The sequence below is a fragment of the Sphaerisporangium fuscum genome, from assembly GCF_018531465.1.
GTDB lineage: Bacteria > Actinomycetota > Actinomycetes > Streptosporangiales > Streptosporangiaceae > Sphaerisporangium > Sphaerisporangium fuscum.
On sequence record NZ_JAHDTF010000020.1, the window covers coordinates 83,670 to 99,385 of the forward strand.

Annotated in this window: 14 protein-coding genes and 1 riboswitch; of the genes, 11 read left to right on the forward strand and 3 right to left on the reverse strand. The window is 70.4% G+C overall.

The window, feature by feature from the left end; all coding sequences use genetic code 11:
* Positions 1-11: 11 nt before the first annotated feature.
* Positions 12-1,427 carry a DHA2 family efflux MFS transporter permease subunit gene (locus KIK05_RS24890; RefSeq protein ID WP_214413233.1) on the forward strand — a complete coding sequence of 472 codons (1,416 nt, stop codon included), beginning with the start codon at positions 12-14 and terminating at the stop codon, positions 1,425-1,427.
* Between the two features lie 21 nt (positions 1,428-1,448).
* On the opposite strand, the gene KIK05_RS24895 is transcribed toward KIK05_RS24890, so the two are convergent.
* A complete protein-coding gene (locus KIK05_RS24895; RefSeq protein WP_214413234.1) occupies positions 1,449-2,420 on the reverse strand; it encodes an SAM-dependent methyltransferase in 972 nt (323 codons plus the stop codon).
* 194 nt (positions 2,421-2,614) lie between these two features.
* Here KIK05_RS24895 and KIK05_RS24900 point away from each other — a divergent pair, with 194 nt between their 5' ends.
* The 4 genes from KIK05_RS24900 to KIK05_RS24915 all read left to right on the forward strand — a co-directional run bounded on the left by KIK05_RS24900 (position 2,615) and on the right by KIK05_RS24915 (position 7,889).
* Positions 2,615-3,505, forward strand: a complete 891-nt coding sequence (locus KIK05_RS24900; protein ID WP_214413235.1) for a Rossmann-like and DUF2520 domain-containing protein — start codon at positions 2,615-2,617, stop codon at positions 3,503-3,505.
* Positions 3,506-3,669: 164 nt separating this feature from the next.
* Positions 3,670-4,500 (forward strand): pantoate--beta-alanine ligase, encoded by an 831-nt coding sequence (gene panC / locus KIK05_RS24905; RefSeq protein ID WP_308250109.1) that lies wholly within the window; start codon positions 3,670-3,672, stop codon positions 4,498-4,500.
* Positions 4,501-4,569: 69 nt separating this feature from the next.
* Complete coding sequence (locus KIK05_RS24910; RefSeq protein WP_214413238.1) at positions 4,570-7,107, forward strand: L-aspartate oxidase; 2,538 nt, start codon at positions 4,570-4,572, stop codon at positions 7,105-7,107.
* Complete coding sequence (locus KIK05_RS24915) at positions 7,107-7,889, forward strand: type III pantothenate kinase (protein WP_214413239.1); 783 nt, start codon at positions 7,107-7,109, stop codon at positions 7,887-7,889. Before KIK05_RS24910 ends, KIK05_RS24915 begins: the two co-directional genes overlap by 1 nt.
* A gap of 8 nt (positions 7,890-7,897) precedes the next feature.
* Here KIK05_RS24915 and KIK05_RS24920 read toward each other — a convergent pair whose 3' ends face one another.
* The gene (locus tag KIK05_RS24920) at positions 7,898-8,833 is read right to left on the reverse strand and encodes an NADP-dependent oxidoreductase (protein ID WP_214413240.1); all 936 of its coding nucleotides are present in this window, start codon (positions 8,831-8,833) and stop codon (positions 7,898-7,900) included.
* A gap of 112 nt (positions 8,834-8,945) precedes the next feature.
* Here KIK05_RS24920 and KIK05_RS24925 point away from each other — a divergent pair, with 112 nt between their 5' ends.
* Together KIK05_RS24925 and KIK05_RS24930 are read left to right on the forward strand one after the other, a co-directional pair.
* Positions 8,946-9,344, forward strand: coding sequence for a winged helix-turn-helix transcriptional regulator (locus KIK05_RS24925; RefSeq protein WP_214413241.1), 399 nt, complete (start codon positions 8,946-8,948; stop codon positions 9,342-9,344).
* Positions 9,345-9,815: 471 nt separating this feature from the next.
* Positions 9,816-10,007: a helix-turn-helix domain-containing protein gene (locus KIK05_RS24930; protein WP_307784623.1), complete on the forward strand. Its 192-nt coding sequence runs from the start codon at positions 9,816-9,818 to the stop codon at positions 10,005-10,007.
* A 65-nt stretch (positions 10,008-10,072) separates the two neighbouring features.
* Here the strand turns inward: KIK05_RS24930 and KIK05_RS24935 are convergent, their stop codons facing one another.
* Positions 10,073-11,149, reverse strand: coding sequence for a C40 family peptidase (locus KIK05_RS24935; protein WP_214413375.1), 1,077 nt, complete (start codon positions 11,147-11,149; stop codon positions 10,073-10,075).
* Positions 11,150-11,154: 5 nt separating this feature from the next.
* Positions 11,155-11,352, reverse strand: a riboswitch (cyclic di-AMP (ydaO/yuaA leader).
* A gap of 383 nt (positions 11,353-11,735) precedes the next feature.
* Here KIK05_RS24935 and KIK05_RS24940 point away from each other — a divergent pair.
* From KIK05_RS24940 to KIK05_RS24955, 4 genes are all read left to right on the forward strand, one after another.
* Positions 11,736-12,281 (forward strand): amino-acid N-acetyltransferase, encoded by a 546-nt coding sequence (locus KIK05_RS24940; protein WP_214413242.1) that lies wholly within the window; start codon positions 11,736-11,738, stop codon positions 12,279-12,281.
* 114 nt (positions 12,282-12,395) lie between these two features.
* Complete coding sequence (locus tag KIK05_RS24945; RefSeq protein WP_214413243.1) at positions 12,396-13,613, forward strand: RDD family protein; 1,218 nt, start codon at positions 12,396-12,398, stop codon at positions 13,611-13,613.
* Positions 13,614-13,945: 332 nt separating this feature from the next.
* A complete protein-coding gene (locus KIK05_RS48285) occupies positions 13,946-14,632 on the forward strand; it encodes an RDD family protein (RefSeq protein WP_214413244.1) in 687 nt (228 codons plus the stop codon).
* Between the two features lie 554 nt (positions 14,633-15,186).
* Positions 15,187-15,519, forward strand: a complete 333-nt coding sequence (locus tag KIK05_RS24955; protein ID WP_214413245.1) for a histone-like nucleoid-structuring protein Lsr2 — start codon at positions 15,187-15,189, stop codon at positions 15,517-15,519.
* Positions 15,520-15,716: the final 197 nt, after the last annotated feature.

Sequence of the window (15,716 nt, forward strand, 5' to 3'; positions counted from 1 at the left end):
AGGAGAACCCCTTGCGCACGACCACCACGGTCCGGCCCGGCGGCGAGCAGGCGCCGGACAGGCTCGACGGCGCTCTGCTGCGGACCGCCTTCGTCCTGGTCCTCGGGCCGATCCTGGCCGTACTCGACACCACGATCGTCAGCGTGGGCATCGACGCCGTGGCGCGCGATCTGGGCGGACGGCTCGGGAACGTCAAGTGGATCTCCACCGGTTATCTGCTGGCCGTCTCGATGGTCATGCCCCTGTCGGGATGGGCGGCCGAGCGGTTCGGGGCCAAGACGATGTGGATGGCCTCGGTGGCGCTGTTCGTGGCCGGCTCCGCGCTGTGCGGGCTGGCCGGGTCCACCGCCGCCCTGATCGTCTTCCGCGTGCTCCAGGGCATCGGCGGCGGCATGATCCAGCCCCTCGGGCAGTCGATGCTGGTCCAGGCGGCCGGGCCGTCGCGGCTCGGCAGGGTGCTGTCCATCACGATTCTGCCCATCACCTTCGCGCCCGTGCTGGGTCCGGTCGTGGGAGGCGTGATCCTGCACAACCTCGACTGGCGCTGGATGTTCCTGGTCAACGTTCCCATCGGTGTCGCGACGCTGCTGCTGGCGGCCAGGACGCTGCCCGGCGGCACGAGGGCGGGGACGGGCGTGAAGCTGGACGTGCTCGGACTGGTGCTGCTCCCGCCGGGACTGGCCGCGCTGGTCTACGGCTTCTCCGCGGCCGGCGAGGCGGGCGGCTTCGGCGCCGGTACGGTGGCGTTGCCGCTGATCTGCGGGACGCTGCTGGTCCTGGGATACGTCGCGCACGCCCTGCGTGGGAAGGGCACCGCGCTGGTCGACCTGCGGCTGTTCGCCCGGCGAGGGTTCGCCGTCGCCACCGCCAACTCGTTCCTCCAGGGCGCGGCCCTGTACAGCTCGATGCTCCTGCTACCGCTGTACTACGAGCAGGTCGAGCACGCCGACGCGCTGCGGGCCGGGCTGATGCTGGCCCCGCAGGCCCTCGGCACCGCCGCCGCGACGTACGTCGCCGGAAGGCTGACCGACAGGATGGCGCCGCGGCCGCTCGTCCTGGCCGGGATCCTCATCACGCTGGCGGGGACGTTCGCGTTCACCCAGCTCGGGTCGGCCCCTGACGGGTGGCTCCTGCTGCTGTCGCTGGTCGTCCGGGGCGCCGGGCTCGGCGTCGTGATGGCGCCCGGCATGGCCGCCGTGTACGGCAGTGTGGAGAGGCATGAGGCGCCGCGCGCCGCCGGGGCCGTCAACACCCTCAACAGGGTGGGCGGCGCGCTCGGCACCGCGATCCTCGCGGTCGTCCTGCAGCGTCACCTGGAGGGCGGGGCGGCTCCCGCCGTCGCCTACGGGGCGACGTTCTGGTGGGCGGTGGGGCTGTCGGCGGTCACGCTGGTTCCCGCGCTGTTCTACCCGGGCCGCGAGAAGTGACCGGGGACGGGCGGCTGGAGCTCAGGGGACGCCCTTCCACTGGCTGAGCCAGCCGAAGCCGCCGAGGCCGGCCGGGTCGATCAGTTCGGCCTCCTCTGAGGCCTGGGCGAGCGCCCGGAGATAGGCGCCCGGATCGGTGGTGGCGAGGGTCAGGGGCGGACGGGCACCGCTGATGCCCAGGCTCTGTAACGCGAGTCGTTGCGTGGTCAACGTTGTGGATATCGCACCGGCCCGCTCTCCCGCCTCCGCGCACGCGTCGAGCGCCACGTGCGCGGTGATATCGCAGGAACCGTCGGGTATGACCGGCACGCAGGCGCCGTCGCGGTATCCGGTCAGGGTGCCGTACGGCGGGCGGTTATCCACAGGGTGTGCATAATCCGCGGCCACCGCCAGCCCGCGCGCCAGCCGTACGATCACCGACGTCCAGGCCTCGTCCCGCGGCCATCCGACCTCGGCCCGCCGGCCCGTCGAACCGAGCGGCCACCAGCGTTCGAGCCATCGCAGGTCGTCGTCGCCGGGCGGGTCGCCGAGCCGTTCCCGGCCGGTCTGTGGATCGACGAGCACGAGCCGGGGGCCGTCCGGTGTCTGTTCCACGACGTCGACGGGCACGTTGTCCAGCCATTCGTTGGCGATCACGAGGCCGGTGACCTCGTCGGGCCGGGTGTCGGTCCACCTGATCGTCTCGTCCAGGTCGCCGGGGGGCGGCGAGAGGTCGACGGCCGTGATCCGAAGCCGCCGGAGGAGCTCCGGCTCCGCGCCGCGGAGCACCTGGGTGACCAGCAGGCCGTCGCCCGAGCCGACGTCGACCAGGTCGAGGGTGGGCGGGTGGCCGAGCGCCTCGTCGACGGTGACCAGCAGGCGCAGCACCGCCGTGGCGAACGCGGGGGAGGCGACCACCGAGGTGCGGAAGTGACCCCGCGGGCGCTCCCGGATGTAGAAGCCGTGCTCGCCGTAGAGCGCCTGCTGCATGGCCTCCCGCCACGTGATCCACACGGGACTGGACGTTACCAAGAACGGTGATCCACGAGGGCGCCGTCGCTGACACCCACCTGTCGGCCCCTGGTCGCCGGCTGAAGCGGGAACGGCACTATCGGGCGATTCCGGTGAAATCGGAAAGCGGGGCAGGGGCCGGAGCGGACCGGCGGTTACGCTGGTCGACTGGGTTCGTCGAAGTGGACAGGAACGTTATGGAGACAAGCGACCGTCCAGGGCGTCTCGCGGTCGGGGTGCTCGGGGCCGGGCGGGTGGGCTCGGTCCTCGGTGCCGCGCTCGTGCAGGCAGGGCACCACGTCGTCGCGGCCGCCGGGGTCTCCGACGCCTCGCACCGCAGGGCACGCGACCGGCTCGGCGTCGGGATCTCCCAGCCCGACGACGTCATCGCCAAGGCCGAGCTCGTGCTGCTCACCGTGCCCGACGACGCGCTGCCCGGCCTGGTCGCGGGTCTCGCGGCGGCCGGGGTCGACCTGCGGGGCAAGATGCTGGTCCACACCAGCGGCGCGTACGGCCTCGGCGTGCTGGAGCCCGCGACGGCCGCCGGGGCGGTGCCGTTCGCGCTGCATCCGATCATGACCTTCACCGGCCGTGACGACGACCTGCGCCGCGTGGTCGGCTGCTCGTTCGGCGTCACCGCCCCCGAGGTGCTGCGCCCGGTCGCCGAGGCGCTGGTGATCGAGATGGGCGGTGAGCCGGTGTGGATCGCCGACGAGGACCGCGCCCTCTACCACGCGGCCCTGGCGAGCGCCGCCAACCACATGGTCACCCTGATCGCCGAGTCCCAGGAACTGCTCGCCAAGATCGGGGTGGAGCATCCGGGGCGCGTGCTCGGGCCGTTGCTCGGCGCCGCTCTCGACAACGCCCTGCGGCTCGGCATCACCGGACTGACCGGGCCGGTCGTGCGCGGTGACGCGGGCACCGTCCGCAAGCACGTGGACGCGCTCATCCTCGCCGCTCCCGAGGCGGCGGACGCGTACGTCGCCCTCGCCCGGCTGACCGCCGACCGCGCGCTCGCCGCCGGCCTGCTCAAGCCGGAGGCCGCCGAACGCCTGCTCGACGCCCTCGGTGGCAACACCTGGACATGACCGTTCGATCCGCCCGTGGACGCCCGCGGAAGGGCCGTCCCCGGGCATGACCGATCACCGCGGGACGCCTGCCGGGAGGGTGAACCGCTGGACATGGCCCGTGTCCCGCCCGAGAAAACTGGAGGACATTCGTGGACGTGATCGTCGCAGGAGACCGCGCCGAGGTGCTCTCCGCGCGCGCCGCGCTCGGCATCGGCCCCGGGGCGGGCACCCTGGCCCTGGTCCCGACCATGGGGGCCCTGCACGAGGGGCACCGCTCGCTGATCCGCCTGGCACGGGAGCACGCCGACCACGTGGCGGTGAGCATCTTCGTCAACCCTCTGCAGTTCGGTCCGAATGAGGACTTCTCCCGTTATCCCCGCACCTTCGACGCCGACCTGGAGGTGTGCGCCGCCGAGGGCGTGAGCCTGGTGTTCGCGCCGGCGGCCGAGGAGATGTACCTTCCGGACCGCCAGGTGAGCGTCTCGTCCGGGCAGATGGGCACGATCGTCGAAGGCTCCTTCCGGCCCGGCCACTTCGACGGCGTCCTGACCGTCGTGCTCAAGCTGTTCAACCTCGTCCAGCCCGACACCGCCGTCTTCGGCCAGAAGGACGCCCAGCAGCTCGCGATGATCCGCCGCATGGTCGCCGACCTGAACGTGCCGGTCACCGTCGTGGGGGCGCCCACCGTGCGGGAGCCGGACGGGCTGGCGCTGTCGAGCCGCAACCGCTACCTCTCCCCGGCCGACCGGGTCACCGCTCTGGCGCTGTCCGCGGCGCTGCGCGAGGGCGCCCGGCACGCGCGTCCGGCGGAGATCCTGCGGGCCGCGGGCGCCGTGCTCGACGAGGCCGCGCAGGCCGAGCCGCCGCTGGTGCTCGACTATCTCAGCCTGGTCGACCCGGCGACGTTCACCGCGGTGGGCGACGACCACCAAGGGGAGGCGATCCTCGCGGTCGCCGCCCGGGTGGGCGGCACGCGGCTGATCGACAACGTGATCGTCACGCTGACCCACTGAACCCCCCCGAGTGAGTCACGCTCACCCATGCCCTATCGTCATATTGACGAAAAATGAGGGGAGCGACCCATGACTCACCCGCCCATCCCACGGCGGCTGACCGCGCCCGAGCCGGGCTGGACCGTCCACGCGGACATCGTCGTCGTGGGATCCGGCATGGCCGGTCTCACCGTGGCGCTGCGATATGCCGAGCTGGCGCCGGACGCCCGCGTCCTGGTCGTCACCAAGGACGTCCTGTCCGCCGGGTCCACGCGCTGGGCGCAGGGCGGCATCGCGGCCGTCCTCGACCCCGCCGACTCCTCGGCCGAGCATCTCAGCGACACACTGATCGCCGGGGTCGGCCTGTGCGACGTCGAGGCCGTGCGGACACTGGTCACCGAGGGGCCGGACGCGGTCCGACGGCTCATCGACCACGGCGCGCGCTTCGACCGTGAGCCGGGCGGCGGGCTGCAGCTCACCCGCGAGGGAGGCCACCGCCGCGACCGCATCGTCCACGCGGGCGGCGACGCCACCGGGGCCGAGGTGCAGCGCGCCCTGGCCGAGGCCGTCGCGGCCGACGATCGTGTCGAGGTCATCGAGCACGCCCTGGTGCTCGACCTGCTCACCGACGCGACGGGCGCCGCCTGCGGCATCACCCTCCACGTGATGGGTGAGGGCGCGAGGGACGGCGTCGGCGCGGTCCGCGCGGGCGCCGTGGTGCTGGCCACCGGCGGCATGGGCCAGGTGTACGCCGCCACTACCAACCCGGTGGTCTCGACGGGCGACGGGGTGGCGCTGGCGCTGCGCGCGGGGGCGGTCGTCCGCGACCTGGAGTTCGTCCAGTTCCACCCCACGGTGCTGTGGCTCGGCGAGGGGGCGACGGGCCAGCAGCCGCTCATCTCCGAGGCGGTGCGCGGCGAGGGCGCGCTCCTGATCGACGGCGAGGGCGAGCGGTTCATGCTCGGCGTGCACGAGCTGGCGGAGCTCGCCCCCCGCGACGTGGTGGCCAAAGCGATCGTCCGCCGCATGCTGGAGAGCGGCGCGAACCACGTCTACCTGGACGGCCGGCACTTCGGCGAGGACAAGTGGCGCTCCCGCTTCCCGACGATCCACTCGGTCTGCGTCCAGAACGGCATCGACCCGGTGCGCGAGCCGATCCCCGTCGCCCCCGCCGCCCATTACGCCAGCGGCGGCGTCCGCACCGACCTCCACGGCCGCACCAACGTCCCCGGGCTGTACGCCTGCGGCGAGGTCGCCTGCACCGGCGTGCACGGCGCGAACCGGCTGGCGTCCAACTCGCTGCTCGAAGGGCTCGTCTTCGCCGAGCGGATCGCGGCCGACCTCGCCGCCACGCGGCCCTCGCCGGGCGACCCCGTCGACGACGGCCGCGCCACCGGGCTGGTCGACCCCCGGGTACGGCCCCGCGTGCAGGCCCGCATGAGCGCCGGAGCGGGCGTGCTGCGCAGCGGCCGAAGCCTCGCGGAGGTCGCGCGCGGCCTGATGGACGCCCGCTGGACCCCCGTCGCCGTCGAGCCCTGCACCGAGGCCTGGGAGGCGACGAACCTGCTGACCGTGGCCACCGTGCTGGTCGCCGCGGCCCGCGCCCGCGAGGAGACACGCGGATCGCACTGGCGCGAGGACTTCCCCGGACGTAATGATGCCTGGTGGCTGGGGCACCTCGATGTGACCCTGGCCGAGGAGGGACTGGTCATGAACTACCGGCAGCACGACGAGGACCGCACGACCATGCTCCCCCACCAGGTCGAGGTCGACCTGGTGGCCGCCGGCCTCGACCCGGCCGCCGTGGTCGCCCTCATCGAGTCCGCGCTCGCCGAGGACGTCTCGCAGGACGGTGACGTCACGACCATCGCCACGATCCCGCCCGAGCAGACGGCCGGTGCCGACGTCGTGGCCCGCGCCGACGGCGTCGTCGCCGGGCTGGCGGTCGCGGAGGCGGTCTTCTCGTGGTCCTCGCGGGGCAGGCTCACCGCCGAGCGTCACGTGAAGGACGGCGAGCGCGTCTCACGCGGCGACGTGCTCATGACGGTCACCGGGCCGGTGCGCGACCTGCTCACCGCCGAGCGCACCGCGCTGAACTTCCTCACCCACCTGTCCGGCATCGCCACGCTCACCGGTCACTGGGTGCGGGCCGTGGACGGCACCGGGGCGCGCGTCCGCGACAGCCGCAAGACCATCCCCGGTCTGCGGACCCTGGCGAAATACGCCGTGCGCTGCGGCGGCGGCGTCAACCACCGCCTGTCGCTCTCCGACGCCGCCCTGATCAAGGACAACCACGTGGTGGCGGCGGGCGGGGTCGCCGAGGCCTTCCGCGCGGTCCGCCAGGCCTACCCTGGGCTGCCGATCGAGGTCGAGGTCGATCGCATCGACCAGATCGAGCCGGTCCTCGCCGAAGGGGCGGAGGAGATCCTTCTGGACAACTTCACCGTCGAGGAGCTCCGGGAGGCCGTACGGCTGGTGAACGGCAGGGCACGGCTGGAGGCCAGCGGCGGGCTCCGCCTGCAATCCGTCCGTGAGGTGGCCGAAACCGGTGTTGACTACCTTGCTGTGGGAGCGCTGACCCATTCGGCGCCCGCACTCGACATCGCTCTGGACCTTCGGGGGGCTTGATGCTGCTCACGATCGACGTCGGCAACACCCACACCGTGCTCGGCCTGTTCGAAGGCGAGGAGGTCATCGAGCACTGGCGCCTCGCCACCGACGCGCGGCGCACCGCCGACGAGATCGCCGTCGTCCTGCAGGGGCTGCTCGGCCAGAGCCCCCTGCTCAAGCACGCCGACATCAGCGGCATAGCGATCTGCTCCACGGTCCCCTCCGTGCTGAACGAGATGCGCGAGATGTGCCGCCGCTACTACGGCGACGTCACCGCCGTCATCGTCGAGCCCGGGGTGCGCACCGGGGTCCCGGTGCGCATGGACAACCCCAAGGAGGTCGGCAGCGACCGCATCGTCAACGCGCTGGCCGCGATCACGCTGTACGGCGGCCCGTGCGTGATCGTCGACTTCGGCACGGCGACGTCGTTCGACGCGGTGTCGGCCAAGGGCGAGTACGTCGGCGCGGTGACCGCGCCCGGCATCGAGATCTCGGTCGACGCGCTCGCCGCGGCCGGGGCCCAGCTCCACAAGGTCGAGCTGGTCCGGCCACGCTCGGTGATCGCCAAGAACACCGTGGAAGCCCTCCAGGCCGGCATCATCTACGGCTTCGCCGGCCAGGTCGACGGCATCGTCGAGCGGATGGCCCCAGAGCTCGCCGCCGACCCCGACGACGTCACCGTCGTCGCGACCGGTTCCCTCGCCTCGCTGGTGGTGAACGAGGCCCGCTCCATCGACGTGCACGAGCCCTGGCTCACGCTCATCGGCCTGCGCCTCATCTACAACCGCAACGCCGGCTGACCGTCCGCTCACGGCACGAGGACGAGACGGCCGCGCAGGCCGCCGGCCGCCAGCCGGTCCTGCGCGGCCGCCGCCTGCTCCAAGGGGTAGGTCTCCACGGAGGGCAGGGTGAGCTCCCCCTTCTCCACCAGTGCGGCCAGCTCGGCCAGCCGCCGGCCGTCCGCCCGGATCCAGACGTTCTCGACGCGGATGCCGCGCAGCGGCACGGGGGCCGCGCCGCCCACCACCGCGACGAAGGCTCCCGCGCCGCGTACGGCGTCGCGGGCGTGGTTCCCGACGACGGCCGCGTCGAGGGCTCCGTCCACCCCGCCGGGCACCAGCGCCCGTACGGCCGGGGCGAGGTCCGCGCCCCTGGGGACGAACCAGCGGGCCCCGAATCCGCGGACGAGGCTCTCGTCCCGCTCCCCGGCGACGGCGACCACGTGGAGCCCCTGGGAGGCGGCGAGCTGCACCGCGAACCCGCCGACGCCGCCCGCGGCGCCGGTGACCAGGAGGGTCTGTCCGGGCCGCAGGTCGAGCAGGTCCAGCGCCTGCGCGGCGGTCAGGCCGTTGAGCGGCAGCGTGGCGGCCCGCGTGGCCGGCACGCCGCGGGGTGAGAGGGCGACGGTGTCGGCGTCGAGGACGACGTACTCCGCCTGAGTCTTGGCGGGGAGTTCGAGCAGGTCCGAAAGGCCGATCACCTCGTCCCCGACGGTGAATCCGCTGACGCCCGCGCCGACCTGGTCGACCGTGCCGGCCACGTCCCAGCCCAGGCCGACGACGTCGCGGAATCCCATGAGTCCCCCGGCGGCCAGCATTCCCGCGCGCGTGGCCACGTCCACGGGGTTCACGGCGGCGGCGGCCACCTTGAGGCGCAGCTGCCCCGGGCCTGCCTCCGGGACGGGGATCTCGGCCACGTCGAGGGTCTCGGTGCCGCCGAAGCCGCGTGTGACGAGTGCGCGCATGGTGTTCTTCCCTTCTGGGGTGGTGTGCTTCCGGGTACCACTCAAGAGGAGTTACTCTCTTTTGGGAAGAAGGCACCTGTAGGTGCGTTACGCACTCACGGGGGAGGGACCGATGTCCACTCGTACGGCGGCGGAGCGGCGTGAAGAGGCCCGGATGGCCTACGACGCCTTCATGTCGACCTGCCCGGCGAGGAAGCTCCTCGACACGCTGAGCGACAAGTGGGTCAGCCTGATCCTGGTGGCGCTGGCCGACGGCCCGCAGCGCTACAGCGACCTGTCCCGTGTCATCGCCGGGGTCAGCCAGAAGATGCTGACCCAGACCCTCCGGAGCCTGGAACGCGACGGCATCGTGACGAGGACCGTGACGCCGTCCGTGCCGGTCCGGGTCGACTACGCGCTGACGCCGCTCGGCCGGAGCCTGCTTCCCGTCATGGCCGCGATCAAGCGGTGGGCGGAGATCCATATCGAGGACGTCGAGGCCGCGCGGGCCGATTACGACGGCCGGGCGTGATCCTTTCCCGGAATCTCGCGGCGAAGCGCCGGTCCACGTCCCCGTGCGCGAAAAAGGGGAGAAAGTGCCCGTCATTTCCTCGCGGGAATAATACCGTCAGCGGGCTGATCATATATACGCGGCGCGGTCTTCCCTACGGCGTGAGCCGCCCGGAACCTTCGCCCACGAGGAGGTCGGTCACGCCTCGTGAGCGCCCGTCCCGGCTGCGGACCGGTACCGCTCGAGTGCCGGCCCCGGCTCCGAGGCCCGGAGACATGTCATGAGTAGTTCACATATCGACCGGTATGTCAATCGAGAACGTAACGCGTTACGAGGCCAGTGCTTGACGACCTTTCAAGGTGGCGTTTACCGTTCCTGACGGGCGGGCCGAAGCATTAACTATGTTGCCGAGTTCGTCGTGGGGGAGGACACCCGATGGCGTATCCGGATCTGGTTTCCCGAGGGAATGACATTCCCCTGGGAGCCGACGATGTGGGGTTGAGCGACGATGACCTTCTCCTGCTCGCCGAACTGGCAAAGGGCGTGACCGTCGACAGAGTGGGGCGCCGCCTCGACGTGAGCGGCCGCACCGTACGCCGCCGCCTGCGCGGCATCTGCGACCGCATCGGGGTCGCCACGGCCATCGAGGCCGTCGCCTGGGCCGCCCGCCGCCGCCTCATCTGACCCGATCCGGCGCAGCTCGCCCAGATGGGCGAGCTGACGGCGGCACGGCGGCCGGTGAAGGTTGGTCAGTCGGCGATGCGGACGCCGCCGGCGAACGGCCGGTTGCCCAGCGGGGCGACCCGGACGACGTCGCCGGTGTGCGGCGCGTGGACCATCAGGCCGCCGCCGATGTAGATGCCCACGTGGTGCAGGTCGCTGTAGAAGAACACCAGGTCGCCGGGACGGAGGTCTTCCTTGCGGCTGATGTGCGTCCCCGCGGTCCACTGGTCGCCTGTGTAGTGCGGCAGGCTGATGCCGACCTTCTGGTAGGCCCACATGACCAGGCCGGAGCAGTCGAAGAAGCGCGGGCCGGCCGCGCCCCAGACGTACGGCCTGAGCTGCTGCGTGAGCGCCCACTTGGCGGCCTCGGCGGCCTTGCCGCTGCCGGGGATCGGGATCGCGATCCGTGTCGCCGGGCCGGGCCCCGCCTTGGCCGCGGCCTGCTTGAAGAGGCTGCCCTCGGTCTTGGCGATCAGCTTGTGAATCTTGTCCTGCTGCGTGGAGAGGTCGGCGACGATCTTGGTCACCTCGGCCTCGCGGGCCTTCGCGCTCGCCTTGGCGCGCTCGGCGATGTCCATCGCCTTGGTGATCTGCGCGACCTCCTCGCCCTGCTGCATCTGCAGGGTGTAGGTCGTGGCCGCGCGGTCGAGGTAGTTCTCGGGGTCGCCGGACATGGCCAGTGCGAGTGAGGAGTCGATGCCGCCGGTCATGTAGGCGTCCTGGGCGTAAAGCCCCGCCATGCGGCGCTTGGCCTCCAGGTCGCCCTGGCTCCTCGCGAGAGTTTTCTTGGCGAGCTCGGCGGAGCGCTGCGCCTGCTTGAGCTTCTCCTTCTGACCGTTGTACTGCTCGGTCAGCGACTCGATGTCGTTGTAGAGCTGCTCGACCTGCTTCTTCAGCTGGTTGAGGTTCGGCTTGGGCTCCGCGGTCGCCGCCATGAGGGGCGAGCCGAATGTCACGGCCGTGAGGGTGGCGGTGACGAGTGCGATGCGGCGCGTCAGGCTTCGCGGTGCCGAGACGGCCCGGCCGAGCCAGGCACGGGCCCCTCGTTCCCGGGAGCGGGCATGCCTGCCCGCGCTCTTTCCAGGCGTGCGCCTAGGCTGCACCAACAAGCTCCTCTCCTCGGCCGCCTACCGGGTTAGCTGACGGGTTCGGGCCGGAGTAGCCCTACCGAGCACGTGGTCATGGAGGATCGCGATGCCTCCCTCTCGGATTCACCCCAGGGGTGGCGGTACGCGGGGGGTGACCCCGCATCGCCGCCATTGGGTCCCCGGTTCCCTGCCACTGTGGGGTGTGGCGGGGATTAGGCGGTTCGGCCACCGGCGCGCGATGACCGACATTGACGCTGGACATTAGCGCGGTCGAGGTTCGTGCTCAACCAGAACTACGAATTCCGTTGAGGTTTCACAACCGGCGCGTCACGAGGAGATCACGCTCGAAGTGAGGGTTCACCCCCATTACGCTGGCTTTACGTGCCCTTTGGGCCCTGTTGGCGAGGGAAGCCACAGGTCGGTGACTGTGATGAAGATTAAATGCTGACTTGGCTGGTGAATCGCGACGTATAGCGACGGATCAGTCGCGTACCGCGATGCAGAGGTGGGGCGCGACGTTTTTGGGTCCGACCGTTACCGCCGACGCGGCCCTCTGCCCGGGGGAGAGGCGGGTGCCGCGGGCCGGATACGCTGGCCCCTCATGGAGCAGGTCGTGGAGTCGGCGCCTTCCGGCAGCACGCTCGTCGTCAGACGGGCCCGCACCGCCGACGTGCGCACCATCAGGCGGCTCGTCGACGCCTACTCCGGCGACGGCCCCCGCCTCCTGCGCAAATCGACGGTCACCCTCTACGAGGACGTCCAGGAGTTCTGGGTCGCCGAGCGGGACGGCGCGGTCGTCGGCTGCGGCGCGCTGCACGTGCTCTGGGAGGACCTCGCCGAGATCCGCACCGTCGCCGTCGACTCCTCCTGCCGAGGGCAGGGCGTCGGCCACAAGATCGTGAGTGCCCTGATCGACACGGCGCGCGAGCTCGGTCTGCGGAGAGTCTTCTGTCTCACCTTCGAGGTCGATTTCTTCGCCAGGCACGGTTTCGTGCCCATCCAGGGCACGCCGGTCTCCCCCGAGGTGTACGCCGAGCTGCTCGACTCCTACGACGAAGGCGTGGCGGAGTTCCTCGATCTCGAACACGTCAAGCCGAACACTCTGGGCAACACCCGGATGCTGCTCCATTTGCTCCCGAAGTCCTGACCGCCGGGGTGACGGGGTGGAAAGGTGACTGTTGATGCCTCGGTCGCTACGTTGGGCAGCACCACAGCATGTGTCTGACATATGCCGCATGCGCAGCCGAAGTGAGGTGACACGGTGAGCACCGGACAGCCGCCGTACCCACGGGACGAGCCGGACAACAATCAATCTCCGCAATATGGGCAGCAGAACGCCGATCAGCCCGCCCCGGGCGGCGATCCGGAGATGACGGTCGTCCACCGACCCCAGCACAACACATCAGAGCACGGATACCCGCAGCAGTACGGCCAGCAGCCGCAGTACGGGCAGCAGCAGGGCTACGGCCAGCAGGCGGGCGCGTACGGGCAGGGTTACCCGCAGCAGGGCTACGGGCAGCAGCAGCCGCAGTACGGCCAGCAGCAGGCCGCGGGCCAGGGCTACGGGCAGGACAGCGGACAGCAGGGGTACGGCCAGCAGCCTTACGGGCAGCAGCAGGCGTACGGTCAGCAGGCCCCGCAGGGGCAGTACGGCCAGCAGCCGCAGTACGGGCAGCAGCAGGGCTACGGCCAGCAGGCCTCCCAGCCCGGCTACGGCCAGCAGCAGGCGTACGGTCAGCAGCAGCAGGCGTACGGTCAGCAGGCCCCGCAGGGGCAGTACGGTCAGCAGCAGCCCGGGTACGGCGACCAGGGGTACGGCCAGCAGCAGGGGTACGCCCAGCAGGGCTACGGCCAGCAGGGGTACGACCCGTCCGCGTACGGTCAGCAGCCGCAGTACGGTCAGCAGCAGTACGGCCAGCAGGCCTACCAGCAGCCGTACGGCGCCACGGGCGTGCAGCCCCCGGGCGCGCCGGCGCCTCTGGCGGAGTGGTGGCAGCGCCTGGTGGCGCGTCTGATCGACCTCGTCATCCTCCTGATCCCCTCCTTCATCCTGAACCTCATCCTCATCGCCATCCTGGTCACGGCGCCGAGCATCGATCTGCAGACCGGCTCGTACACCACGGGAAGCGGCACCTTCCTGGCCGGGCTGATCGGGGCGCTGATCATCGGCGCGATCTGGCTCGTGTACGAGTTCTTCATGACCAAGCAGCGGGGCCAGACGGTCGGCAAGATCGTCATGGGCATCAAGATCGTCCCGGTCGGTGGCTCCCTCGCCCCGGGTGGCCTCACGACCGATGTGGCGATCAAGCGTGCCGGCGTCCTGTGGGGGCCGGCGAACCTGCTGCGCTGGATCCCGTTCATCGGCTGGATCGGCAGCGTCTTTTCCCTCGTGAACGTCCTGTGGCAGCTGTGGGACAAGCCGCTGCAGCAGTGTCTGCACGACAAGGTCGCGAAGACCGTCGTCGTCAAGATCAAGTAAGCGTCGCCCGAAGGGCCGGAGGAGTCACTCCTCCGGCCCTTTTCGCTGTCCGGGTCCGGCCGGTGTATCCGTCGCGTGCTGTCCGGGTCCGGCCGGGCTTTTCTCTCATGCCTCCCGGGAATGCCGGGCATACAGGTATTCGAGAAGCTCCGTCGCTCCCTCCGTCCCTTCCCGCGAACAGCGGTCCCCGTCCCTGGGGTTCCGGGCATCCGTGACCCGGCTCCTTCAGAACTCTTCGGCAACAGTTGTGAACCGGTAACGGGCAAACCCCTACACGCGATAGGAGCTTGCAGTAATCTCAGCGTGCTTCGCTGATCGCGAAAGGTGATCACATGACGGCAGAACCACCCCCCGGTGGCCACCCCCACGAGCCTCCGCCGCCATCGCAGCCCTACGGCGCCCCCCAGGGGCAGACGCCCCAGGGCGGGGGCTACGGAGCCCCCCAGGGCTCCTACGGCGCGCCTTACGGCGCTCCCGGAGCCTACGGCGCACCGCAGGGGGCGCCGCTTCCTCCCGGGGTTCCCGCTCCGCTCGCCGAATGGTGGGAGCGGTGGGTCGCCCGGCTCATCGACGGCATCATCTTCTCGGTCGTCTACGGGATCCTCAGCAGCATCCTCTATTCGATCTTCGCGCCGTCCCTGGCCGATATCCTCGCCAACCCGAGCCTGTCCACCGGTAGCGTCGTGCTGCCGGGCCTGTTGGCCGGCTTGATAGCGTTCGCCGCGTATGCGGCCTACGACTATGTGTTGCATTCCAAGGACGGCCAGACCCTCGGGAAGAAGGTCATGAAGATCCGTCTTGCCGCGCTTGGCGGCGGTCCCCTGGATTCGTCGGACTTGCTGAAGCGGTCGGCTATCTACCCGGGCGTCATGGTGCTCTACGGGATTCCCGTACTGGGCAGCTGGGTCGTGCCCATCTTCATCCTCGTGCTCGCCGTGCTAATCCTCACCGACAAGCCACTGGGACAGGGCCTGCACGACAAGCTCGCCCGCACGGTTGTCGTCAAGGCGCCGCGCTAGATCAGCTTTATCGACGGGACGGCCGCGCTGCGGCCGTCCCGTCGCTGTTTTCGCACAGATCACGTTTCCCGGGCCATCCGGTAAGACGTCTGGAGAGACGGAGAATGGCCTGGAACGGTCCTTCGGCGGGTTAGGCGCCCACCCCCGCAACCCGTCCTGACCTCCTGTGGGGATAGAGTCGGATCCTGACTCCCCGATCAGGCAACCGTGGTACAGACTCAGGCCGTCTCGTGTGACAATTAACGTGAGGGGCACGGTGGAATGCCACCCCCGCGTGGAGCGAGGATCAATGAACGATGTATTGTCCGCCTTGATACCACCGGGCGTTGTGGCCGTGGTGGTCATCGTCGCGGTCGTCAAGCTCTTCCGTTCCGAAGCGGCGGGCCGGCGTCGGACGGCGGAACCCTCGGAGAAGTCACGAGAGGCTTCTTCCGACTGAGCCCGGCGGGCAGGGCGCCGTTCCTCTTCACTCAGGTTCCGTGAATTGTCAGCCAGGAGCACCGGGTATATGTTTGGCTGGCGAATCGAACAATGCTCTGCGAAAGGATTGCCAGATGGCCACGCAGATCCAGAAGATACTCATCGACGACCTCGATGGCGGCGAGGCCAATCAGACTGTCTCCTTCGCGATTGATGGCTCCGCTTACGAGATTGACCTCAGCGACGAAAACGCCAAGAAGCTGCGCGAGGCGCTGTCGGCTTTCGTCTCCAGTGCCCGCAGGGCGGAGGGCGCGCCGAGCCGGGGCCGTAAGCGCGGCGGCGGCCAGCGGCCGTCCCGGGAAAAGAGCTCGGAGATCCGCGCGTGGGCGAAGGCGCACGGGATCTCGGTGAGTGAGCGCGGACGTATTGCCTCCTCCGTGGTCGAGCAGTACGAAGCGGCACACTGACGAGCTCTTTGTGATCACCCGGCTATGGCGGTGACGGGCACCAATCATCGCCGCCATAGCCGCATGATCGTGTTATGACGCGTGATCGTCCCGGGGGCCGCGGGGGGCTTCACGTAAATCTTTGAGGTTAAACGTCGTTCGCTTGCGGCGTAGTGGGAACACGGACCCCCCCAACAGTAGTTGGATGGAGCGTGAAC

Excerpts from the sequence above, each read along its gene's own strand:
- KIK05_RS24900 (WP_214413235.1), top strand. The coding sequence starts at position 2,615 with ATGGAGACAAGCGACCGTCCAGGGCGTCTCGCGGTCGGGGTGCTCGGG.
- KIK05_RS24910 (WP_214413238.1), top strand. The coding sequence starts at position 4,570 with ATGACTCACCCGCCCATCCCACGGCGGCTGACCGCGCCCGAGCCGGGC.
- KIK05_RS24915 (WP_214413239.1), top strand. The coding sequence starts at position 7,107 with ATGCTGCTCACGATCGACGTCGGCAACACCCACACCGTGCTCGGCCTG.
- KIK05_RS24920 (WP_214413240.1), bottom strand. The coding sequence starts at position 8,833 with ATGCGCGCACTCGTCACACGCGGCTTCGGCGGCACCGAGACCCTCGAC.
- KIK05_RS24925 (WP_214413241.1), top strand. The coding sequence starts at position 8,946 with ATGTCCACTCGTACGGCGGCGGAGCGGCGTGAAGAGGCCCGGATGGCC.
- KIK05_RS24940 (WP_214413242.1), top strand. The coding sequence starts at position 11,736 with ATGGAGCAGGTCGTGGAGTCGGCGCCTTCCGGCAGCACGCTCGTCGTC.
- KIK05_RS48285 (WP_214413244.1), top strand. The coding sequence starts at position 13,946 with ATGACGGCAGAACCACCCCCCGGTGGCCACCCCCACGAGCCTCCGCCG.
- KIK05_RS24955 (WP_214413245.1), top strand. The coding sequence starts at position 15,187 with ATGGCCACGCAGATCCAGAAGATACTCATCGACGACCTCGATGGCGGC.